A 22,094-nucleotide genomic window follows, 5' to 3' on the forward strand; every position below is an offset into this window, starting at 1 on the left:
CTGCGCAGGTCCTGCCGACGAGAGCCACGCGGACGGGGCCCGTGAACGAGTGAACGGCGCCGCGCGCTGGCGAGAGCGTGCGGCGCCGTTCGGCGGAGGATGGGGGATTCGAACCCCCGAGGGCTTTCACCCAACACGCTTTCCAAGCGTGCGCCATAGGCCACTAGGCGAATCCTCCAGGCGCGACCGGAATCGCGACTCATGCATACTACCCGCTACCCGTCGCGACCGCTGACCACGCGCGTCCGGAGGCTCCGCTAGACTGTCTCCCGGCTCCCCGCGTGGCGCCATCCAGGCCAACTCCCCCAGGGCGGAAACGCAGCAAGGGTAACCGGGCTCTGGCGGGTGCGCGGGGGGTCTTCTTCGTCTCCGGGCCCCCGCGGCAGGCCTCCTCCCCAGCCCGCGCAGCCTGCACGCTCTCCCATCCCGGGGCGCCTACCCAGCCTCGCGCGAGGCCCCGTCGGTAGGCTTGCAGCGATGGTTCAGAGCATCTACATCTCGTCCGCCGAAGGTCATTCGGGCAAGTCCACGGTCGCCCTCGGCGTCCTCGACCTGCTCAGCAGTCAGGTGCAGCGGGTCGGCGTCTTCCGGCCGATCGCGCGCTCCGCCTCCGAGCCCGACTACGTGCTCGAGATGCTGCTGGGGCACTCCGAGTCGGGCCTCGCCTACGAGGACTGCATCGGCGTCACCTACGACGACGTCCACACCGATGGCGAGGCCGCCCTGTCGCGGATCGTCGAGCGCTACAAGGGCGTCGAGGCGCAGTGCGACGCGGTCGTGATCCTCGGCTCCGACTACACCGACGTCGGCAGCCCCACCGAGCTCGGCTACAACGCTCGGGTCGCCGCCAACCTCGGCGCGCCCGTGCTCCTCGTGCTGACCGGCCGCGACCCCTCCCGCAGCGAGCAGCTCGGGCAGGCGCCCGCCCGCACGCCCGAGGAGATGCGGCAGATCACCGAGCTCGCCGCCGTCGAGTTGCGCGCCGCTCACGCCACCCTGATCGGAGTCATCGCCAACCGCGCCGATCCCGGCACCGCGTCCGAGGCCGTCGAGGCCATCCGCTCGGCTCTTCCCGTGCCGGTGCCGGTCTGGGCCATCCGGGAGGATCCGTTCCTCGTCGCGCCGAGCTTCTCGCGACTCGTCGACCTGGTCGACGGGGTCGTCGTCGCGGGCGACCAGGAGCTGCTCGGCCGCGAGGTGCTCGGAGTCGTCGTGGCCGGCATGTCGATGGTCAACGTGCTGCCCCGGCTGATGGAGGGCGGCGTCGTCATCGTCCCCGGCGACCGGCCGGAGGTCGTCCTCGCGGTGATCATGGCGCACGCCTCCGGGAACTTCCCCACGGTCTCGGGGATCATCCTCAACGGCGGATTCGAGCTCCAGGAGCCGATCGTGCGTCTGATCGAGGGCGTCGACAACCGCCTCCCGATCGTGATGACCGAGCTCGGCACCTACGACACCGCGGTGCGGGTCACCGCGGCTCGCGGCCGGCTCGCTGCCGACTCTCCGCGCAAGCGCGACACCTCCCTCGCCCTCTTCGAGGAGGCGATCGACGCGGTCGAGCTGCTCACCCTCCTCGATGTCGGCCGCTCCGAGGTCGTCACCCCACTGATGTTCGAGTACGGGCTCATCGAGCGCGCCCGCATCGCCGACCGCCACATCGTGCTGCCAGAGGGCGGTGACGACCGCATCCTCCGCGCCGCCGCGACGGTGCTCAAGCGCGGGATCGCCCGCCTGACGATCCTCGGCGAGGAGTCGGAGGTCCGCGCGCGCGCCGCCGGCCTCGGCCTCGACATCGACGGCGCCCGCGTGCTCAGCACCCACGACCCCGAGCACCGCGCGCGCTTCGCCGAGGAGTACGCGAAGATCCGCGCGCACAAGGGCATCACCTACGACCACGCCTTCGACACCGTCACCGACGTGTCCTACTTCGGCACGATGATGGTGCAGCTCGGCCTGGCCGACGGCATGGTCTCCGGAGCCGCGCACACGACCGCGCACACCATCCGGCCCGGCTTCGAGATCATCAAGACCAGCCCCGGAGTCTCCGTCGTCTCGAGCGTGTTCCTGATGGCGCTCGCCGACCGCGTCCTCGTCTACGGCGACTGCGCGGTCAATCCCGACCCGACCGACACGCAGCTCGCCGACATCGCGATCTCCTCCGCCGAGACCGCGCAGCAGTTCGGCATCGACCCGCGGATCGCGATGCTCTCGTACTCCACCGGCGAGAGCGGCGCCGGAGCCGACGTCGAGAAGGTGCGCTCGGCGACTGCTCTCGTGCGCGAGCGCCGCCCCGACCTGCTCGTCGAGGGCCCGATCCAGTACGACGCCGCGGCGGATGCGGCGGTCGCCGCGTCGAAGATGCCCGGCTCGCAGGTCGCCGGCCGCGCGACGGTGTTCATCTTCCCCGACCTCAACACGGGCAACAACACCTACAAGGCGGTGCAGCGCTCGGCCGGAGCCGTCGCGATCGGCCCGGTCCTGCAGGGTCTGCGCAAGCCGGTCAACGACCTCTCGCGCGGTGCCCTCGTGCAGGACATCGTCAACACCGTCGCCATCACCGCGATCCAGGCGTCGACGCAGGCGATCGTGCCGCCCACCGCCGCCATCCCCGTCGTGCGCTAGGGCCACCCGCCCGAGCGCCCCCTCCGACCCCGATCACCCCAGGAGTCCATCGTGTCCGTCGTCCTCGTCGTCAACAGCGGTTCGTCGTCCTTCAAGTACCAGCTCATCGAGATGACCACGGAGGAGACGCTCGCCAGCGGCCTCGTCGAGAGGATCGGCGAGGAGACCGGCCGCACGAAGCACAGCCGCGACGGAGAGAGCGTCGAGTTCGAGACCCCGATCCCCGACCACACGGCCGGGTTCGACGCGATGATCCGCGCCTTCGCCGAGCACGGGCCGAGCCTCGACGAGTTCCCGCCGGTCGCCGTCGGCCACCGCGTCGTGCACGGCGGGAAGCGCTTCTACGAGCCCACCGTCATCACCGACCTGGTGAAGATCAACATCGAGGACCTCTCCGATCTCGCCCCGCTGCACAACCCCGCCAACCTCGAGGGCATCGAGGCGGCGCAGAAGGCGTTCCCCGACGTCCCCCACGTCGCGGTCTTCGACACCGCGTTCCACCACACCATCCCTGCGGAGGCGTCCGCCTACGCGATCCCGGCGGAGCTCGCCGACAAGCACCGCATCCGGCGCTACGGATTCCACGGCACGTCGCACAAGTTCGTCTCGGAGTCGGCCGCGGCCTACCTCGGACGTCGCCGTTCCGACCTCAAGACGATCGTGCTCCACCTCGGCAACGGCGCCTCCGCCTGCGCCGTCGACGGGGGCGCCTCGGTCGAGACCTCGATGGGCATGACCCCCCTCGAGGGCCTGGTCATGGGCACGCGCTCGGGCGACCTCGACCCGGCGGTCGTCTTCCATCTCGCCCGCAAGGCCGGCCTCTCGATCGACGAGCTCGACACCGTCCTCAACCGCAGGAGCGGCCTCCTCGGGCTCTCGGGCCGCGGCGACATGCGCGACGTCCAGGAGGCGGCCCAGGCCGGCGACGAGAAGGCCCGCGCGGCCCTCGAGGTCTACTACCACCGCCTCCGCCACTACATCGGCGCCTACTACGCGCAGCTCGGCCGCGTCGACGCGATCGTCTTCACCGCGGGAGTCGGCGAGAACGTCCCCGCGGTCCGCGCAGGCGCCCTCCGCGGCCTCGAGGGCCTCGGCATCGAACTCGACCCGGAGCGCAACGCCGCCCCCGACCGCGGCGCCCGCCGCATCTCGACGGACGCCTCCCGCGTCGCCGTCCTCGTCATCCCCACCAACGAAGAGCTCGAGATCGCGCGGCAGTCCTTATCGGTCGTGTAGCGGCTGCGCCGCTACACGACCCGCGGTCGGCTTCCGGGGGTGGTGCGATTCGTGGAGCGGGGTGCGTCGGGCTGCCCGGAATCGCTGGCACGCGATTCCGGGTCGCGCCCTCTTCGAGGGGCGGCGATCCGGGGACGGGCGGGCGAGCGCTGCGGGCGAGCGCTGCGGGCGAGCGCTGCGCGCTCGGCCCTCTTGCGCGGGTGGCGAGCGCTGCGCGCTCGGCCCCTCCTGCGCGGGTAGGCGCTGCGCGCTCGGGCCCTGCTGGCGGGTAGGCGAGCGCTGCGCGCTCGGGCCCTCCTGCGCGGGTAGGGGACAGGGGAGGGGTCAGGCGGTGGGGGTCGACCGTGAAGCCGTCACTGTGGCTGGAGCCGAGCAGCCGGAAGCGGCGCGCGAGGCTCAGGGCGCGCTCGAGCGGCGTCGTGCCGTCGTGAGGAGGAGCGGCTTCGCGACGCCTTCGAGCCGCCCGGCGCTGCCAGGATCACCGCGTCGTGCGCTCGGTCGTCCCTCTCGTCCGTCGTGCGTCAATCGCGGGGTCCGCCCGCGGCGGAACCCGAGTCGGGTGTCGGAGGTCGCGGCTACTCTTAGCGGGTGGTAGCAGCCCTGTATCGCCGGTACCGGCCCGAGACGTTCGCCGAGATGATCGGCCAGTCGCAGGTGACCGATCCGCTCATGACGGCCCTGCGCACCAACCGCGTCAACCACGCCTACCTCTTCAGCGGTCCGCGCGGCTGCGGCAAGACCACGTCCGCGCGCATCCTGGCGCGCTGCCTGAACTGCGCGACCGGCCCGACCGACACTCCGTGCGGCGTCTGCGACAGCTGCGTCGAGCTCAGCCGCGACGGTCAGGGCTCGCTCGACGTCGTCGAGATCGACGCGGCGAGCCACAACGGAGTCGACGACGCGCGCGACCTCCGCGAGCGCGCCATCTTCGCGCCCGCCCGCGATCGCTTCAAGATCTTCATCCTCGACGAGGCCCACATGGTCACGCCGCAGGGGTTCAACGCGCTGCTCAAGATCGTCGAGGAGCCGCCGGAGCACGTGAAGTTCATCTTCGCGACGACCGAGCCCGACAAGGTCATCGGCACCATCCGCTCGCGCACCCACCACTACCCGTTCCGGCTCGTGCCCCCGGCTCAGATGCTCGACTACACGCAGGAGCTCTGCGAGCGCGAGGGCGTCGGCGTCGCGGCGGGCGTCCTGCCGCTCGTCGTGCGCGCCGGCGGCGGCTCCGTCCGCGACACCCTCTCCCTCCTCGACCAGCTGATGGCCGGATCCGAGAACGAGGCCATCGAGTACGAGCGCGCCGTCGCCCTGCTGGGGTACACCCACGGCGCCCTCCTCGACGAGGTCATCGACGCGCTCGCCGAGCACGACTCGGCCGAGGCGTTCGGCGCGGTCGACCGCGTCATCCAGACCGGTCAGGATCCCCGTCGCTTCGTCGAGGACCTCCTCGAGCGGCTGCGCGACCTCATCGTCGTCGCCGCCACCGGAGGCGCCGCCTCCGCGGTCCTGCGCGGCGTCTCCCAGGACGAGCTCGACCGGATGGCGGGCCAGTCGCGCGCCCTCGGCCTGGCCGAGCTGTCGCGCGTCGCCGACATCGTCAACGACGCGCTCACCGAGATGACGGGCGCGACCTCGCCCCGCCTCCACCTCGAGCTGATGATCGCGCGCACGCTCGTCCAGGCGTCCGGAGCGGTCGTCGCGCCTGCCCCGATCGCGTCCGCTCCGAGCCGGGAGGCATCGCGGCAGCAGACGCGGCCCGAGGCGCGGGCCCCCGAGCAGCCGGCGGAGTCCCGGGTGGCCCCCGCGCCCGCCCCGTCGCGAGCTCCCTCGCCCGCCTCGGCTCCGGAGCCGCCGGCCGCCGCACCGCGCTCCGGGACCCCGGCCGCGCCGACCGCCGCGGCCGAGCCCGCTTCGGCCGAGCCCGCTGAGGTCCCCGAGCCCGTCGAGAGCGCGCCGTCCGTCCCCGCCGCTCCGGCGATCGCGGCCGACGAGGCCGGCGGCGTCACCCTCCAACGGATGAAGGACAGCTGGCCCGAGATCCTCGAGGTCGTGCAGAAGGCGCGGATGACGGCGTGGCTCGTCGCCTACACCGCTCAGGTCCGCGCTCTGAAGGACGACGTCCTGACGCTCTCCTTCCCGAGCCAGAACGACGTCGACTCGTTCAAGATGCCGGGGACGGCCGGCCAGCCCGGCGTCAGCGAGTACCTCAGGCAGGCGATCCAGCAGGTGCTCGGTCTCCGGGTGAAGTACATCGCCCGGGTCGAGCCGTCGGCCGTGGCCCCCGAGGCCGAGCGCGCCGCGGTCGAGGCCGCGCCCTCCGCTCCCGCGTCCGAGGCGCCGCCGTCGCAGGAGGCGTCGACCGGCTCCGACGGCTGGACGACCGTCGCCATCCCGGCCGATCCGGTCGCCGCTCCCGATCCCGCCGACGCCGACTCCGCCGCTCCCGAGCCCGCCACCGCTCGCGAGCCCGCCCGCCCCACCGCGCCCGCCGCTCCGGCACCGGCCCCGGCCGACGCGGATGCACCGCCGTTCGACGAGGAGCCGCCCGAGGAGGACATGCCGCCGGTCGAGCCCGCGATGCCCGACTCCTGGGCGACCGTCGCGCCTCCCGGCGAGCCCGCAGCGGCCCCCGAGCCCGCTCGCCCCGCTGCGGCGCCCGCCCCCGAGCGCCGCCCGCCGGTCGAGCGCCCCGCCACCCGCACCACGCGCGCCGCCACCGCCGACGGGCGGCAGCGCTACGGGGAGGCCGTCGTGCGCGAGATCCTCGGCGCCCAGTTCATCGAGGAGCAGCCGCACGTCCCGCGCGGCCCCCGCGTGACCGGCGCATGACCCGCACCATCGATCCCTCCCGAGAGGAGGCCACCGCGTGTACGAAGGCATCGTCCAGGAGCTGATCGACGAACTCGGCCGACTCCCCGGAATCGGACCCAAGTCGGCCCAGCGCATCGCGTTCCACATCCTGCAGACCGAGACGTTCGACGTGACCCGGCTCGCCGAGATCCTCCTCGAGCTGCGCACCCGGGTGCACTTCTGCGACATCTGCGGCAACGTCGCCGAGGAGGCGACCTGCGGCATCTGCCGCGACCCCCGCCGCAGCCGCGCCGTCATCTGCGTGGTCGAGGAGGCGAAGGACGTGCCCGCCATCGAGCGCACCCGCGAGTTCCGCGGTCTCTACCACGTGCTCGGCGGTGCCATCAGCCCGATCGACGGCATCGGCCCCGACCAGCTCCGCATCCGCCAGCTCCTCCAGCGGCTCGCCGACGGGGAGGTGCAGGAGGTCATCATCGCGACCGACCCCAACCTCGAGGGCGAGGCGACCGCGACCTACCTCTCCCGGATGCTCAGCACGCTCGGCATCCGCATCACCCGCCTCGCCTCGGGCCTGCCCGTCGGAGGCGACCTGGAGTACGCCGACGAGATCACCCTCGGGCGCGCGTTCGAGGGCCGCCGGCTCGTCGAGAACTGACCGGAGGCGTCCCGACGCATGACCCGTCCCGCATGCGCCCGCCGGTAGACTCGTCCGTCGGGTCGCGACGGCCCCTCAGCCACTGACCCGGGAGTAGCGCGTGAGCCTGATCGTCCAGAAGTTCGGCGGATCCTCCGTCGCCGACGCGGAGAGCATCAAGCGGGTCGCGAAGCGCATCGTCGCGACGAAGCAGGCCGGCAACGACGTCGTGGTCGCCGTCTCTGCGATGGGCGACACGACCGACGACCTGCTCGAGCTCGCCCACCAGGTCACCCCCCTCCCCGCACCCCGCGAGCTCGACATGCTGCTCTCCTCGGGAGAGCGCATCTCGATGGCGCTGCTGGCGATGGCGATCAAGAGCATGGGCTACGAGGCGCGGTCGTTCACCGGCAGCCAGGCCGGCATGATCACCGACGCGCGGCACGGAGCCGCTCGCATCGTCGACATCACCCCGGTGCGCCTGCGCGAGGCGCTCGACGAGAACGCGGTCGTGATCGTCGCCGGGTTCCAGGGCTTCAACCGCGACACGAAGGACATCACCACCCTCGGGCGTGGCGGGTCCGACACGACCGCCGTCGCCCTGGCGGCGGGCCTCGGGGCCGACACCTGCGAGATCTACACCGACGTCGACGGCGTCTTCACCGCCGATCCCCGCGTGGTGAAGCGGGCGCGCAAGCTCGACCGCATCTCGAGCGAGGAGATGCTCGAGCTCGCGGCCGCGGGCGCGAAGGTCCTGCACATCCGGGCGGTCGAGTTCGCGAGGCGCCACGGTGTCACGCTCCACGTGCGCTCCTCCTTCAGCCCCAACGAGGGCACCATCGTCTACAACGCCGCCACCGACACGCACGAGAATGGACAGACCGTGGAAGAGCCGATCATCGCCGGAGTCGCCGCCGACCTGAACGAGGCCAAGATCACGGTCGTCGGCGTCCCCGACATCCCCGGCAAGGCGGCCCAGATCTTCACGATCGTCGCCAAGACCGGTTCGAACATCGACATGATCGTGCAGAACGTCTCGGCCGCGGCCACCGGGCGCACCGACATCTCGTTCACCCTCCCCAAGGCCGACGGCCAGACGGTCCTCATGGCGCTCAACGCCGAGAAGGAGGAGGTCGGCTTCGAGTCGCTGCAGTACGACGACCAGATCGCCAAGCTCGCGCTCGTCGGCGCCGGAATGCGCACCAACGCCGGAGTCTCGGCGAAGCTCTTCCGCTCGCTGTTCGAGGCGGGGATCAACATCGAGATGATCTCCACCAGCGAGATCCGCATCTCGGTCGTCACCCGCGCCGACACCGTCGACGAGGCGCTGCGCGTCGTGCACACGGCCTTCGGACTCGACGGCGACGACGACGCGGTCGTCTACGCCGGCACCGGCCGCTGAGAGACAGCCTCCCGCGCGATCCTGCCGATCGCCGGACGACCGACCGGGTGCCGCGAGCGGCCCCGGTACCTTCTCCTGTGAGAGCGGCCATCGCGCCGCACGGACGAAAGAGCAGAGCATGAGCAGCACCCCCCTCCACGTGGGCGTCGTCGGCGCGACCGGTCAGGTCGGCACGGTGATGCGCCGCCTCCTCGAGGAGCGCGAGTTCCCTCTCGCGTCGATCCGCTTCTTCGCCACCGCCCGCTCGGCCGGCACGACGCTGCCGTTCCGCGGCGAGGACGTCGTGGTCGAGGACGTCGAGACGGCCGATCCCTCAGGGCTGGACATCGCCCTGTTCTCTGCCGGGGCGACCGGTTCGCGCGCGCAGGCCCCGCGCTTCGCCGCCGCCGGCGTGACGGTCATCGACAACTCGAGCGCCTGGCGGATGGACCCGGAGGTCCCGCTGGTCGTCAGCGAGGTCAACCCGGAGGCGATCGACGAGGCCGTCAAGGGCATCATCGCCAACCCGAACTGCACCACGATGGCCGCCATGCCGGTCCTCAAGGTGCTCGACACCGAGGCCGGTCTCACGAGGCTCATCGTCAGCACCTATCAGGCCGTGTCGGGCAGCGGGCTCGCCGGAGCGAACGAGCTCGCGCAGCAGGTCGTCGCGGCCGTGGCCGACGAGCACCTCCTCGACCTCGTGCACGACGGCTCCGCGGTGACGTTCCCCGCTCCCGAGAAGTACGTCGCACCGATCGCCTTCGACGTGATCCCTTTCGCCGGCAACCTGGTCGAGGACGGCTCGAACGAGACCGACGAGGAGAAGAAGCTCCGCAACGAGAGCCGGAAGATCCTCGGTCTGCCCGAGCTCCTGGTGTCGGGCACCTGCGTACGCGTCCCCGTCTTCACCGGCCACTCGCTGTCGATCAACGCCGAGTTCGCCTCCGCTCTCAGCCCCGACCGCGCGCGGGAGCTGCTCGCCGATGCTCCCGGCGTGGTGCTCCGCGAGGTCCCGACGCCGCTCGAGGCGGCGGGGAGCGACCCCAGCTACGTCGGCCGGATCCGGGCCGACGAGGGAGCCCCGCGCGGCCGCGGTCTCGCCCTCTTCATCAGCAACGACAACCTCCGCAAGGGAGCCGCGCTGAACGCCGTGCAGATCGCCGAGCTCATCGCCGCGCGCGAGCCCGTCGCCTGACCGGCGGTGCGGGCACAGCCCGGGAAAAACCGCGAATTTGATGGGGGAGCGGCGCCCTGACCCGCATCCACGGGACGTCGCGACGGTAAACTCGACTCTCGTGAACTCCTCGGAACCGGTCGACGTCGCCCTCATCGGAGGCGGGATCATGAGCGCCACGCTCGGTGCCCTCCTCACCAAGCTCCAGCCCGATTGGACCATCGCGGCCTACGAGCGCCTCGGCGACGTCGCGCAGGAGTCGTCGAACCCGTGGAACAACGCGGGCACCGGTCACGCGGCACTGTGCGAGCTCAACTACATGCCGGAGGCGGCCGACGGCTCGGTCGATCCGGCCAAGGCGATCCAGATCAACGAGCAGTTCCAGATCTCGCGGCAGTTCTGGTCGAGCCTCGTCGAGGCGGGCGACATCCGCGAGCCCTCGAGCTTCATCAATCCGGCCCCGCACATGACGTTCGTGCACGGCGAGGCCAACGTCGAGTACCTGCGCAAGCGCTACGAGGCGCTGAAGGACCAGCCCCTCTTCGCCGGCATGGAGTTCACCCAGAGCATCAAGACCATCCACGAGTGGGCGCCGCTGCTCATGGAGCAGCGCCCCGCCGGCGGAGGCCCCTACGCGGCGACGCGCATCCCGGCCGGGACGGACGTCGACTTCGGCGCACTGACCCACCAGCTCTTCGACCACGTCGTGGCGCACGGGGGCACCCTCGACACCGGCCACGAGGTCACGAACGTGACGCGTCAGAAGGACGGCACCTGGCGTCTCGACCTGAAGCAGGTCGTCGGAGGCACGCCGAAGCGGATCACCGCGCGCTTCGTCTTCGTCGGCGCGGGCGGCGGTGCACTGCACCTCCTGCAGAAGTCGGGCATCCCCGAGATCAAGGGCTTCGGAGGCTTCCCCATCTCGGGGCAGTTCCTCCGCACCGACAACCCCGAGCTGGTGGCGAAGCACCAGGCGAAGGTCTACGGCAAGGCGGCCGTCGGTGCTCCTCCGATGTCGGTGCCCCACCTCGACACCCGCGTGGTCGACGGCCAGGCGTCCCTCCTCTTCGGCCCCTACGCGGGCTTCACGCCCAAGTTCCTCAAGCGCGGCTCGTGGCTCGACCTGCCGCTCTCGATCCGGCCGCACAACATCGGCCCGATGCTGGCCGTCGCCCGCGACAACCTCGATCTGATGAAGTACCTCCTCGGCGAGGTGCTGGCCGGCCGCTCGAAGAAGCTGAAGGCGCTCCGCGAGTTCCTGCCGACCGCCCGCTCCGAGGACTGGTACCTGATCACCGCGGGTCAGCGCGTGCAGGTGATGAAGAAGGACGAGAAGAAGGGCGGCGTCCTCCAGTTCGGCACCGAGGTCATCACCGGCGCCGACGGCTCCATCGCGGGTCTCCTCGGGGCCTCGCCCGGGGCGTCCACCGCCGTGCCGATCATGCTCGACATCGTCAAGCGCTGCTTCCCCGACCGGATGAAGGCCTGGGAGCCGCGGATCCGCTCACTCGTGCCGAGCTACGGCTCCACCCTCAACGACGCGCCGGACGTCGCGGAGCGGACGGTCAGCGCCACCTCGGAGGTCCTCGCGCTCAGCGCCTCCGTCTGAATCCCGCCCATCGGGAGGCGCTGCGTTCGAACGTATGTTCTAATGGCTCCATGCGGTGGAGTGGACAGGCGATCGGAGCGGACGACTCGGCCGCGCTCCCCGGGCTGGTGAAGCTGACCGATCTGGTCAGAACGGTCCGCACCCCCGAGTTCGACGGGATCACCTTCTACGAGGTGCTCGCCAAGTCGGCCCTCAACCGCGTGCACGGATCGTCGAAGATGCCGTTCGGGTGGACCATCAATCCGATGCGGGGCTGCACGCACGCCTGCACCTACTGCTTCGCGCGGCCGACGCACGAGTACCTCGAGTTCGACGGCGGCCGCGACTTCGACTCGCAGATCGTCGTCAAGGTCAACGTGGCCGAGGTCCTCAGCCGCGAGCTCGCCCGGCCGAGCTGGGGTCGCCATCCCGTCGCCCTCGGGACGAACACCGATCCCTACCAGCGGGCGGAGGGGCGCTACCGGCTCATGCCCAGCATCATCGCCGCTCTCGCCGCGTCCGGGACGCCGCTCTCGATCCTGACGAAGGGGTCCCTCCTCCGGCGCGATCTGCCGCTGCTGAGGGAGGCGGCCGAGCACGTCCCCGTCGACCTCGGGGTGTCGATCGCGGTCTACGACGAGGATCTGCAGCGGTCGGTCGAGCCCGGCGCACCGACCGCGGCGGCTCGGCTGGCCACGGTGACGGCCGCACGCGAGGCGGGCTTCGAGTGCTCGGTGTTCCTGATGCCGATCCTGCCGTTCCTCACCGACACTCGGGCCCACCTCGATGCGTCTCTGCGCGCCTGCCGGGAGGCGGGGGCGAGCACCGTCATGTACTCGGCCCTCTATCTCAAGCCCGGGGTCAAGGAGTGGTTCCTGCAGTGGCTCGCGCAGGAGCATCCCGAGCTCCTCGACCGCTACCGCTCCCTCTATCCCGGCCGTTCCGCGTACGCGCCGCTCGAGTACCGCCGGTGGCTGTCGGACCGGATCCGCCCGCTGATGCGCGATCACGGGCTCGCCCGGGGCGAGGAGGATCCCGCGACCGGATCGGTCCGGTCGTCCGCGCTGAACTCGCTCGGCACGCTCCGGACGCTGGGCGGCGAGAGGCGCGCGCTCGAGCAGGACGGACTCCTCGCCGGGGAGCTCGGACCTCAGGGGGCGGCGATGCTGCCGGGCGTCGGACAGCCCACGCTCTTCTGACGGCGCTCCCGGCGCCTCCGGCGCGGTTAGGATCGACGCATGGTCACCCGCTCCGGTGAGCCCTCGTCCGGCTCCTCCACTCGGAGCGACGATGAAGCGGTCCGACCGGTCCGCCTCGGGATCCTCGACGATCACGAGCTGCTGCTCGACAGCATGAGCAGCTGGATCGCGGCCAACGCGCCCGACTTCGAGCTGGTCGTCAGCGCCGGCACCTGGATGGAGCTCGTCACGAGCACCGTCTTCCCCACCCAGCTCGTGATCATGGACTTCGAGCTCCGCGAGCCGATCTCGATCGAGGCGCGGATCCGCACCTGCCGGGCCGCGGGCGCGACCGTCATCGTCCTCTCCGAGCGCGACGACGACGAGGTCCGCGAGCGCTGCCTCCGTGCCGGAGCGGCGCGTCACCTGACGAAGTCGCGCCCGATGCAGGACGTGATGGAGAGCGCGCGCTCGGCGATGGAGATGCGCTCGAACGCGGGGTCGGCCACGCAGTGGCGACCACTGCCGATCGGTGTCGCCGCCCAGCAGCGCCCGCGTCTGAGCGCGGGGGAGCTCGAGGCGCTGCGCCTCTACGTCTCCGGCTCGAGCACCCCCGAGGTGGCGGCCAAGATGAACGTGCAGTTCGAGACGGCGAAGACGTATCTGCGGCGCGTGCGCCAGAAGTACGCGAAGGTCGGTCGTCCCGCGAGTCGGCGTGCCGAGCTCATCCGTCGAGCCGCCGAGGACGGGTACCTCGAGTGACGACGGGTCGCGGCACCCGGCGGGGGACCCGCCGCCCGAGCCCTGAGGAGACCTGATGGCCAAGCTGTACTTCCGGTACGGAGCGATGAACAGCGGCAAGAGCACCTCGCTGCTCCAGGCCGCGCACAACTACGAGGAGCGCGGACACCGCGTCCTGCTCGCGAAGCCGGCGGTCGACACGAAGGGCGACGCGCTGATCGTGTCGCGGCTCGGCGTGACCCGTCCGGTGGACATCCTCTTCCACCCGGAGGAGGATCCGGTGGCGGTGTTCTCGGCGGCGCGAGCTCGGGTGCTCGCCGAATCGGCGCGCGACGTGAGCGCCCTGCTCGTCGACGAGGCGCAGTTCCTCCCGGAGGCGCACGTCGACGATCTCCTGCGCATCGCCATCCTCGAGAACGTGCCGGTCCTCGCCTACGGCATCCGGACCGACTTCAGGACGGCCGCTTTCCCCGGAAGCAGGCGGCTCCTCGAGATCGCCCACAGCCTGGAGGAGCTCAAGACGATCTGCCGATGCGGCCGCAAGGCGATCTTCAACGGCCGGGTCGTCGACGGCCGGTTCGTGTTCGACGGCGACCAGGTCGCCATCGACGGTGCGGAGGTGACCTACGAGTCCCTCTGCGGATCCTGCTACCTGCAGGAGAGCAGGGGACGCCTGCGAGGATGACTCCGTGAGGATTCGTCGACGTCGCGACACCCACCCGAAACGAGGATGTGGGTAGCCTTGCGGGCGTGACATCACCGGAGACGGAAGTACGCCTTTCGCAGCAGCAGGAGAGGTCCGCGCAACAGGAGAGGCAAGGGGGATCGATGACGGCGCAGGGGATCACGCCGAAGCGCCGAGCGTCGTGGGAGCAGGACTACCGCCGCCGACTCCTCGTCACCGACGTCGTCGCCATCCTCGTCTCCGTGTTCGGCACCCAGCTCGTCTGGTTCGACCTCGATCTCAACTCCGACGTCGGCTTCAACAACCCCGTCGACATCGCGATCAACTACACCTGGGTCTCGGTCGTGCTGTCGGCCGCCTGGCTCCTCGCCCTGCAGGTCTTCGACACCCGCGACCGCCGGATCGTCGGCACGGGCTACGTCGAGTACCGCCGCATCGTCGACGGCTCGATCTGGCTCTTCGGGATCGTCGCGATCATCGCCTACCTGCTGCAGATCCTCCTGGCGCGCGGCTACATCATCACCGCGTTCCCGGCGGGCATCCTCCTGATCTGCGTCGGCCGGCTCTGCTGGCGCTCGTGGCTCACCCGCCAGCGGAGGGACGGCCGCTTCGCGAGCCAGGTGGTCCTCCTCGGCTCGCGCGCGAGCGTGCTGCACACGGCGCGCGAGCTGCGGCGCGGCACCGAGGCCGGCTACAAGCTCGTCGGCGCGGTGTCCACATCGCCCGGTGGAGCCGACGGACTCCGCTCCGATGAGGAGCTGGCGGGCCTCGCCCTGCACGAGTTCACCGGGATCGACGGCGTCCGGGCCGTCATGGACGCGACCGGTGCCGACACCGTCGTCGTCACCAGCTCGGACGAGCTCGCGCCCCAGCGGATCCGCGAGCTGAGCTGGACCCTGGAGCCGGGCCGGGAGCACCTCGTCGTGGCTCCGAGCCTCACCGACATCGGCGGCCCCCGCATCCACACCCGGCCGGTGGCCGGCCTTCCGCTGATCCACGTCGAGACCCCCCCGCTTCGACGGGCGTCAGCGGTTCGCCAAGCGCCTGTTCGACATCGCGGCCTCCACGATGCTGATCATCCTGAGCGCGCCGGTCCTCGTCGTGGTCGCCGTGCTGGTGAAGGCGACCAGTCCCGGGCCGATCCTCTTCCGTCAGGAGCGCATCGGGCTGAACGGCGCGACCTTCGAGATGCTCAAGTTCCGCTCGATGGTCGTCGACGCGGAGGCGCGGCTCGCCGAACTCGCGGCGCAGCAGCGCGACGAGGGCAACACCATCCTCTTCAAGATGGCCAAGGATCCGCGGGTCACGAAGGTCGGCACGGTCCTGCGCCGCTTCAGCCTCGACGAGCTGCCCCAGTTCCTCAACGTCTTCCGCGGCGACATGTCGCTCATCGGTCCGCGGCCCCCGCTCGCGCGCGAGGTCGAGCAGTACGAGGAGCACGTCCACCGGCGCTTCCTGATGAAGCCGGGCATCACCGGGCTCTGGCAGGTGAGCGGCCGCTCGAACCTCTCCTGGGAGGACACGGTTCGACTCGACCTCTACTACGTCGAGAACTGGTCGATGACCGGCGACCTGATCATCCTCTTCAAGACGGCACGCGCCGTGCTGGCGCGGGACGGCGCGTATTGACCGGCGGGAACCACGTGTCCTCGCGCCGGAGCATGTCGATCTCCGTCCTCGACGTCCCGTTCCGGGTGGACTTCGGGCCGGGGCTGGACGACGAGGACGTGTCGCGGATCAGCACGAGCTGGGCGTCGTGCGCGGTCCCGCCCGACGCGGAGGCGCGCGTCGTCGTCGCTGACGTCGCCACGGGCGGTGCCGCCCGGGCGTCCTCCGGCCTCCGCGTGCTCTCCGGGTCGGTCGCTCACCTCGAGGAGGTGCTCACCTCCACTCTGACGGTCGAGGCGATCGGGGAGCGGCGGAACGACCTGCTCATGCTCCACGCCTGCGGGATGGCGGCCGACGACGGCCGGGTCCTCGCCTTCGTGGCCGCCTCCGGGACCGGCAAGACGACCATCGCCCGCGCGCTCGGCACCCGCTTCGGCTACGTCACCGACGAGACGGTCGGCGTCGCGCACGACGGGCGCGTGCTCCCCTATCCCAAGCCTCTCTCGGTGAAGCCGCTGACCGGCTCGGCTCCGAAGGCGCAGCTCGCCCCGATGTCGATCGGCCTGCGCCCCCTTCCGGACGCTCCGCTCACCCTCGCCGGAGTCGTCCTGCTCGACCGACGCGAGCACATCGCGCAGCCCTACCTCGAGGCGGTGGAGCCCGTCGAGGCGATCGACCTGCTCGTCCCGCAGACGTCCTACCTCTCGGCGAGGCCCCGGCCGATCTCCGGCCTCGTGGCGACGCTGCGCGGGCTCGGCGGCGTCTCGCGCCTCGTCTACTCGGAGTCGGCGGGAGTCGTCGACCTCGTCGAGAGCGCGTTCACCGCGGCGGGGGCCGGTGCGCCACCCGCCTGGGGCGAGGTCGTGGCGCTGGATCTCGATCCGACCGGCGCGGCGGCGGGGGAGGACGTCCTGCGCGCGCCCGCCGACGACGCGATCCTCCTCCCGGGAGGCGAGATCGTGGTGTTCTGCGAGAACCGCCTCGTGCGCCTGTCGGGCATCGGCCCCGTCATCTGGCGCCTCGTCGGACACGGGATCTCGACCGACGCCCTCATCGGGGCCGTCCTCGCCGAGGTCGGTCGGCCGCCGGCGGGGGTCGACCCTCGGGAGGCGGTCACCGCGGCACTCTCGGAGCTCGCGGGCCTCGGAGTGATCGCGAGGGCGCCTGCATCGTCGACCACCCCCGACGGGGTGCACGCGTGATGTGCCGGGAAACAGCCCCGATACACGCCTGTGCAACAATTCCAGAGCTATCCGTCTACGACGTCCGAGCACCGATCCGAACCAGTGAAGGAACCTGACACTGTGGAACTTAGAGACGTCCTCCGGCTTCTCCGCGATCACTGGCTGGCGATCGTCGCTGCGATCCTCCTCGGCACCCTCGTCGCCTTCGGCTGGTCCCTGACCCAGAAGCCGCGCTACGTCGCCGACTCGCAGGGGATCGTCTCGGTCGCCCTCGCGGACTCCGAGCAGAGCCAGGCCGTCTACCAGCAGCAGATCGCAACGACCGTCGCGAACTCTGCGCTGAAGACCTATCTTCCGATCGCCACGTCGCGCGACGTGGCTCAGATCGCCATCGAGAACCTCGGCCTCGACGTCAGCGCGTCGACCCTCATCGGGGCCATCACCGTGCAGGCCGAGACGGACGCACCCGTGATGAAGGTCACCGCGAGTGCGTCGACGGCCGAGGGCGCGCAGAAGCTCGCCGACGCGTGGGTGTCGGCGATCGCCACGCGCATCCAGCAGGTCAACGCCGAGACCGGGGTCGGCGACACCGTCAGCCTCTCCGTCGTCCAGGCAGCGTCCCTCCCGAGCTCACCCGCCTACCCGAACCTTCGACTCGTCCTCGCCGTCGGCGCGCTCGTCGGCCTGGTGCTCGGGCTGGTCTACGCCTTCGTGCGCAACACGCTCGACCGCCGCATCCGCACGGCCGAGATGGTCGAGCGCCTGTTCGACCTGCCCGTCGTCGGCACGCTGCCCGTCGACAAGCGGCTCAGCGAGACCAACCGCATCGTCCCCGAGGCGGACACCACCGACTACGTGAAGTCCGACGGCAAGCACGCGCTCGCCGAGGCGCTGCGCGAGCTGCGGACGAACCTGCAGTTCATGAACGTCGACAGCCCGCCGCGCATCATCGTCGTGACCAGCCCGCTGCCCTCCGACGGCAAGTCCACCGTGACCGCCAACCTCGCGGTGACGCTCGCCGCCTCCGGTCAGCGCACGGTCGTCGTCGACGGCGACCTCCGCAAGCCCACCGTGGCGAAGTCCTTCGGCCTCGTGCCGGGCGTCGGCCTCACCGATCTCCTCATCGGCAAGGCCGAGCTGCAGGACGTCCTCCAGCCGTGGGGTCCGTCGGGCAACCTCTGGATCCTCGGCGCGGGCTCGATCCCGCCGAACCCGAGCGAGCTGCTGGGCTCCAACGGGATGGACATCCTCCTGCACGAGATCGCCCGCGAGGCCATCGTGATCGTCGACGCGCCGCCGCTCCTGCCGGTCACCGACGGCGCGATCCTGACCGCCCGCACCGACGGCGCGCTCGTCGTCATCTCGGCGGGCAAGACGACCACGGACGAGCTGGCGAAGGCGATCCAGAACCTCGAGCGGGTCAGCGGCCACACCCTCGGGGTCATCCTCAACCGCGTTCCGCCGCGCGGTCAGGTCGGTCGCGGCTACGGCTACTACTACACGAGCTACTACGGCTCCGAGCGCTCGGGCGCTCGGCCGGAGCCGGCGGCCGAGCCGACTCCGAGCGCCGTGTGATCGGCGGACGATGACGTTCCTCGGAGACGACGGGTCGCGTCGCTCCCGTCGTGGTCGGCGACCGTCCGAGCCGGTCCTCCGCTCCGATGCTCCCGTGTTCTCGGTGCTGTGCGTGTGCACCGGGAACATCTGCCGGTCACCCCTGGCCGAGCAGCTGCTCCGTGCCTCGCTCGGCGACGCGGAGTCGCCCAGGGGCGGACCGCTGTTCGCGTTCCGCAGCGCCGGCGTCGAGACCCGCGACGGGTATCCGATGGACCCGACATCCGCCCGGTTCTCCGCCCAGTACGGAGGCGACCCGTCGGGGCACACGAGCGCCCGCCTGACAGAGGAGGCCGTCGGGGAGGCCGACGTCATGCTCACCATGACCCGTGACCACCTCGTCGACGCCGCTCGCCGGTTCCCGTCGATCCTGCTCCGCGGCTTCACCCTGCTCGAGTTCGCGCGCGTGCTGCCGTTCGTGATCGCGGAGGTTCCCGTCCCCGCCGTCGAGGATCCCGCAGCGCGCCTGCGTGCGGTCGTCCGGCTCGCAGCCGCCAACCGCGGCCGGGCACCCGGCGCGGAACGGGGCGACGACATCGACGACCCGATCGGCCGCAGCGAGGCCACTCACGCGAGAGTCGCGGAGGAGATCTCCACGGCCGTCTCCAGCGTGTCGCGGGATCTGAGAGCATTGGCGCGGCGATGAGGGCGCGCTCGGTTCGGAGCGATCACTCGCCCCTGCCACCTCCCCTTACCGTCGCGACACCCTCACGCCCACGATTCGGAGAAACCCTGTGAAGTTCGGAGAGACTGTGAAGTTCGGAGAGACACTGTGAAGCTTTCTGTCATCGGATGCGGCTACCTCGGAGCCGTCCACGCTGCCGCGATGGCCGAGCTCGGCCACGACGTGATCGGGATCGACGTGGACCAGGCGAAGATCGACGCGCTGGCCGCCGGTTCGGCCCCCTTCTTCGAGCCCGGCCTTCCCGAGCTGCTGTCCTCGGGCGTCGCCTCGGGACGCCTGCGGTTCTCGACCGACGCAGCCGACGCGGCCGATGCCGAGGTGCACTTCGTTGCGGTCGGAACACCTCAGAAGGCGGGCGAGAACGCCGCCGACATGCGCTTCGTCGATGCCGCGATCGACGGACTCCTGCCCTTCCTCACCGCCGACTCGCTCGTGGTCGGCAAGTCGACCGTCCCGGTCGGCACGGCGGCGCGGCTGGCCGAGAAGGTCGCCTCGACCGGTGCGACCCTCGCCTGGAACCCGGAGTTCCTCCGCGAGGGTTTCGCCGTGCAGGACACGATCAGCCCCGATCGCCTCGTCTACGGCGTGCCTGCCGGTGAGGCGGGGGAGTCCGCCAAGGCCACCCTCGACGCGGTGTACGCGACGGCCCTCGCCGCCGACACTCCGCTCGTCGTGACCGACTACGCGACCGCCGAGCTCGTCAAGGTCTCCGCCAACGCGTTCCTCGCGACCAAGATCTCGTTCATCAACGCGATCGCCGAGATCGCGGAGGTCACCGGAGCCGACGTCACGCAGCTCGCCGACGCGATCGGCTACGACGCGCGCATCGGCCGCCGCTTCCTCAACGCCGGCATCGGCTTCGGGGGCGGCTGCCTGCCGAAGGATATCCGCGCGTTCTCGGCTCGCGCCGACGAGCTCGGCGTCGGCGACTCGGTCGCCTTCCTCAAGGAGGTCGACGCGATCAACCTGCGCCGCCGCCAGCGCGTCATCGACCTCGTGGTCGAGGGGCTCGGCGGTTCGGTCTCGGGCAAGAAGATCGCGGTGCTCGGTCTGGCCTTCAAGCCGGAGTCGGACGACATCCGCGACTCCCCGTCGCTCGACGTCGCCGCGCGGTTCCACGATCTCGGCGCGAACGTCGTCGCGACCGATCCCGAGGCGATCGAGAACGCGAAGCGCAAGTACCCCGACATCTCCTACACCTCCGACGTCGACGAGGCGCTCAGCGGTGCCGATGCGGTCGTGGTCGTGACGGAGTGGAAGCAGTTCCGCTCGCTCGACCCGGCCGCGGCGGCCGCCGCGGTCTCGAACCGCTTCATCGTCGACGGACGCAACTGCCTCGATCCGGCCGCCTGGCGCGCCGCGGGCTGGGAGTACCGGGGCCTGGGGCGCTGAGCCCGGCCTGACGACCCGATCCCCGAGGGATCATGGTCGCGGTCGTTGAGGTCTCCGACGACGCCGGAGGTGCCGCGGAGCGGGATGTACGCGAGAGCGAGATCCCGCTCCGCCGCCCTCCGGCGTCGTCGTGCCGTCGAGCGGTACGGGGCCGGACGCCCATGAGGCCGGGTCGACTTCGGCGCGAGACCAGGCGGTCGAGATCCGCTGAACCCTCTCTCGACGTGCGTCGGCACGAAGGCGTCGGTCGGGTGCGGGAGCGGCCGCCGAGTGCGGCGTGGAGACCGAGCCGCCTGCTCGCGGCTCGAGTCGCCCGCAGGACTGCGCGCGCTGACGGTCGCTCCCGACGCGCCGCGAGGTCGGTCTCACAGCCTGAGGTGCGCGGCACCGGGAACGACGAAGCCCGGCCGGATCGATGATCCTGGCCGGGCTTCTCACCGGTCGGGGTAGCGGGATTCGAACCCACGACCTCCTCGTCCCGAACGAGGCGCGCTACCAAGCTGCGCCACACCCCGGTGGACTCACGACGGCGAACCGCTCACGAGCCTCGTCAATGATAGCCGATTTCCGGAGACCCGGCGGACACGACGGGGCGGCTGTCAGGCCACGGGCTCGAGGGTCAGGAGCGTCGCTTCGGGCCGGCAGGCGAAGCGGACGGGCGCGTAGATCGACGTTCCGAGGCCCGCCGAGACGTTGAGGTGGGCACTGCGCAGCCCGTTGTCCCAGGTCGAGAATCCCGAGACCTTGTCGCGGGGGATGTCGCAGTTGGTGACCAGGGCGCCGAAGCCGGGTACGCAGACCTGGCCGCCGTGCGTGTGGCCGGCGAGGATGAGCTCGGCGCCCCGGGCGACGAAGTCGTCGAGGATCCGCTGGTAGGGCGCGTGCGCGACTCCGATGCTCACACCGGGCGCCTCGTCCTCCGAGGCGCGGAGCTCGTCCACGGCCCCGGCGACCAGGTCGACGCGATCGAGCCCGATGTGCGGGTCGTCGACGCCGAAGAGCTCGATGCGGGTCCCTCGCACGGTGAGAGTGCCGGCGCGGTTGTTCAGGTCGGTCCAGCCCAGGTCGTCGGTGAAGTAGCCCGTCAGTGCGTCGGTGTCGAGGTCGGGTCGGTTCGGCTTCGGGTTCGTCGAGGGCCCGCGGAAGTAGCGCAGCGGGTTCTTCACCCGCGGGCCGAAGTAGTCGTTGGAGCCGTTGACGAACACGCCGGGGACGCCCGCGAAGGGCTCGAGCGCGCGGCGGATCCCGAGGACGCCGTCCCGGTGGCCGAGGTTGTCGCCCGTGTCGACGATGAGATCGGGTGAGAGTGCCGCGAGGGAGCGGATCCACTCCTGCTTCTTCGACTGCCACGGTGCCATGTGCAGGTCGGAGAGGTGGAGGATGCGCAGCGGCACCGAGTCGGCGGGCAGGACCGCGACGGACACGTGGCGGACCGTGAAGAGCGTCCGCTCGACGGCGATGCCCCAGACGGCGGCAGCGGTTCCCGCGGCCGCGACCGTCGCGAGGGCGGTGGTGAGGGGGCGGCTGCTGCGTCCGGTCATGTGTCCTTCTCTCG

At 71.1% G+C, this 22,094-nt stretch carries 17 protein-coding genes, 2 tRNA genes and 1 other RNA gene; 16 read left to right on the forward strand and 4 right to left on the reverse strand.

Features of this window, described 5'->3' with window-relative positions:
• Positions 1 to 93 precede the first annotated feature (93 nt).
• A tRNA-Ser gene (locus B9Y99_RS13260) sits at positions 94 to 178 on the reverse strand.
• A 90-nt stretch (positions 179 to 268) separates the two neighbouring features.
• Here B9Y99_RS13260 and ffs point away from each other — a divergent pair.
• The 11 genes from ffs (at position 269) to B9Y99_RS13315 (ending at position 14,056) form a co-directional block, all read left to right on the forward strand.
• An RNA gene (ffs, locus tag B9Y99_RS13265) (signal recognition particle sRNA small type) lies at positions 269 to 365 on the forward strand.
• 112 nt (positions 366 to 477) lie between these two features.
• Positions 478 to 2,622, forward strand: a complete 2,145-nt coding sequence (gene pta, locus B9Y99_RS13270; protein ID WP_085477034.1) for a phosphate acetyltransferase — start codon at positions 478 to 480, stop codon at positions 2,620 to 2,622.
• Between the two features lie 51 nt (positions 2,623 to 2,673).
• Positions 2,674 to 3,858, forward strand: a complete 1,185-nt coding sequence (locus B9Y99_RS13275) for an acetate/propionate family kinase (protein WP_085477035.1) — start codon at positions 2,674 to 2,676, stop codon at positions 3,856 to 3,858.
• 588 nt (positions 3,859 to 4,446) lie between these two features.
• Positions 4,447 to 6,690, forward strand: a complete 2,244-nt coding sequence (locus B9Y99_RS13280; protein ID WP_085477036.1) for a DNA polymerase III subunit gamma and tau — start codon at positions 4,447 to 4,449, stop codon at positions 6,688 to 6,690.
• A 37-nt stretch (positions 6,691 to 6,727) separates the two neighbouring features.
• Entirely contained in the window at positions 6,728 to 7,327 is a 600-nt protein-coding gene (gene recR / locus B9Y99_RS13285) for a recombination mediator RecR (RefSeq protein ID WP_085477037.1), read from the forward strand.
• 100 nt (positions 7,328 to 7,427) lie between these two features.
• Complete coding sequence (locus B9Y99_RS13290) at positions 7,428 to 8,708, forward strand: aspartate kinase (RefSeq protein ID WP_085477038.1); 1,281 nt, start codon at positions 7,428 to 7,430, stop codon at positions 8,706 to 8,708.
• 118 nt (positions 8,709 to 8,826) lie between these two features.
• A complete protein-coding gene (locus B9Y99_RS13295) occupies positions 8,827 to 9,885 on the forward strand; it encodes an aspartate-semialdehyde dehydrogenase (RefSeq protein ID WP_085477039.1) in 1,059 nt (352 codons plus the stop codon).
• A gap of 40 nt (positions 9,886 to 9,925) precedes the next feature.
• A complete protein-coding gene (locus B9Y99_RS13300; RefSeq protein ID WP_085477040.1) occupies positions 9,926 to 11,473 on the forward strand; it encodes a malate:quinone oxidoreductase in 1,548 nt (515 codons plus the stop codon).
• Between the two features lie 50 nt (positions 11,474 to 11,523).
• Positions 11,524 to 12,651, forward strand: coding sequence for an Rv2578c family radical SAM protein (locus B9Y99_RS13305; protein WP_085477041.1), 1,128 nt, complete (start codon positions 11,524 to 11,526; stop codon positions 12,649 to 12,651).
• 39 nt (positions 12,652 to 12,690) lie between these two features.
• Positions 12,691 to 13,392, forward strand: a complete 702-nt coding sequence (locus tag B9Y99_RS13310; RefSeq protein ID WP_085477042.1) for a helix-turn-helix domain-containing protein — start codon at positions 12,691 to 12,693, stop codon at positions 13,390 to 13,392.
• A 55-nt stretch (positions 13,393 to 13,447) separates the two neighbouring features.
• Positions 13,448 to 14,056, forward strand: coding sequence for a thymidine kinase (locus B9Y99_RS13315; protein WP_085477043.1), 609 nt, complete (start codon positions 13,448 to 13,450; stop codon positions 14,054 to 14,056).
• A 71-nt stretch (positions 14,057 to 14,127) separates the two neighbouring features.
• On the opposite strand, the gene B9Y99_RS19475 is transcribed toward B9Y99_RS13315, so the two are convergent.
• Positions 14,128 to 15,054, reverse strand: a complete 927-nt coding sequence (locus tag B9Y99_RS19475) for a hypothetical protein (RefSeq protein WP_425298484.1) — start codon at positions 15,052 to 15,054, stop codon at positions 14,128 to 14,130.
• Between the two features lie 70 nt (positions 15,055 to 15,124).
• Here B9Y99_RS19475 and B9Y99_RS19275 point away from each other — a divergent pair, with 70 nt between their 5' ends.
• The 5 genes from B9Y99_RS19275 to B9Y99_RS13340 all read left to right on the forward strand — a co-directional run bounded on the left by B9Y99_RS19275 (position 15,125) and on the right by B9Y99_RS13340 (position 20,539).
• A complete protein-coding gene (locus tag B9Y99_RS19275) occupies positions 15,125 to 15,685 on the forward strand; it encodes an exopolysaccharide biosynthesis polyprenyl glycosylphosphotransferase (RefSeq protein ID WP_244274975.1) in 561 nt (186 codons plus the stop codon).
• 32 nt (positions 15,686 to 15,717) lie between these two features.
• The gene (locus tag B9Y99_RS13325; protein WP_085477044.1) at positions 15,718 to 16,866 is read left to right on the forward strand and encodes a hypothetical protein; all 1,149 of its coding nucleotides are present in this window, start codon (positions 15,718 to 15,720) and stop codon (positions 16,864 to 16,866) included.
• Between the two features lie 102 nt (positions 16,867 to 16,968).
• Entirely contained in the window at positions 16,969 to 18,423 is a 1,455-nt protein-coding gene (locus tag B9Y99_RS13330) for a tyrosine-protein kinase domain-containing protein (RefSeq protein WP_165759624.1), read from the forward strand.
• A gap of 10 nt (positions 18,424 to 18,433) precedes the next feature.
• Positions 18,434 to 19,108: an arsenate reductase/protein-tyrosine-phosphatase family protein gene (locus tag B9Y99_RS13335; protein ID WP_085477046.1), complete on the forward strand. Its 675-nt coding sequence runs from the start codon at positions 18,434 to 18,436 to the stop codon at positions 19,106 to 19,108.
• Positions 19,109 to 19,234: 126 nt separating this feature from the next.
• Complete coding sequence (locus B9Y99_RS13340; protein WP_085477047.1) at positions 19,235 to 20,539, forward strand: UDP-glucose dehydrogenase family protein; 1,305 nt, start codon at positions 19,235 to 19,237, stop codon at positions 20,537 to 20,539.
• A 441-nt stretch (positions 20,540 to 20,980) separates the two neighbouring features.
• On the opposite strand, the gene B9Y99_RS13345 is transcribed toward B9Y99_RS13340, so the two are convergent.
• Positions 20,981 to 21,054: transfer RNA gene (locus tag B9Y99_RS13345), tRNA-Pro, on the reverse strand.
• Between the two features lie 84 nt (positions 21,055 to 21,138).
• Positions 21,139 to 22,080, reverse strand: a complete 942-nt coding sequence (locus B9Y99_RS13350; protein ID WP_085477048.1) for a metallophosphoesterase — start codon at positions 22,078 to 22,080, stop codon at positions 21,139 to 21,141.
• Between the last annotated feature and the right edge of the window lie 14 nt (positions 22,081 to 22,094).

Origin of the sequence: Rathayibacter oskolensis (assembly GCF_900177245.1) — a bacterium.
GTDB lineage: Bacteria > Actinomycetota > Actinomycetes > Actinomycetales > Microbacteriaceae > Rathayibacter > Rathayibacter oskolensis.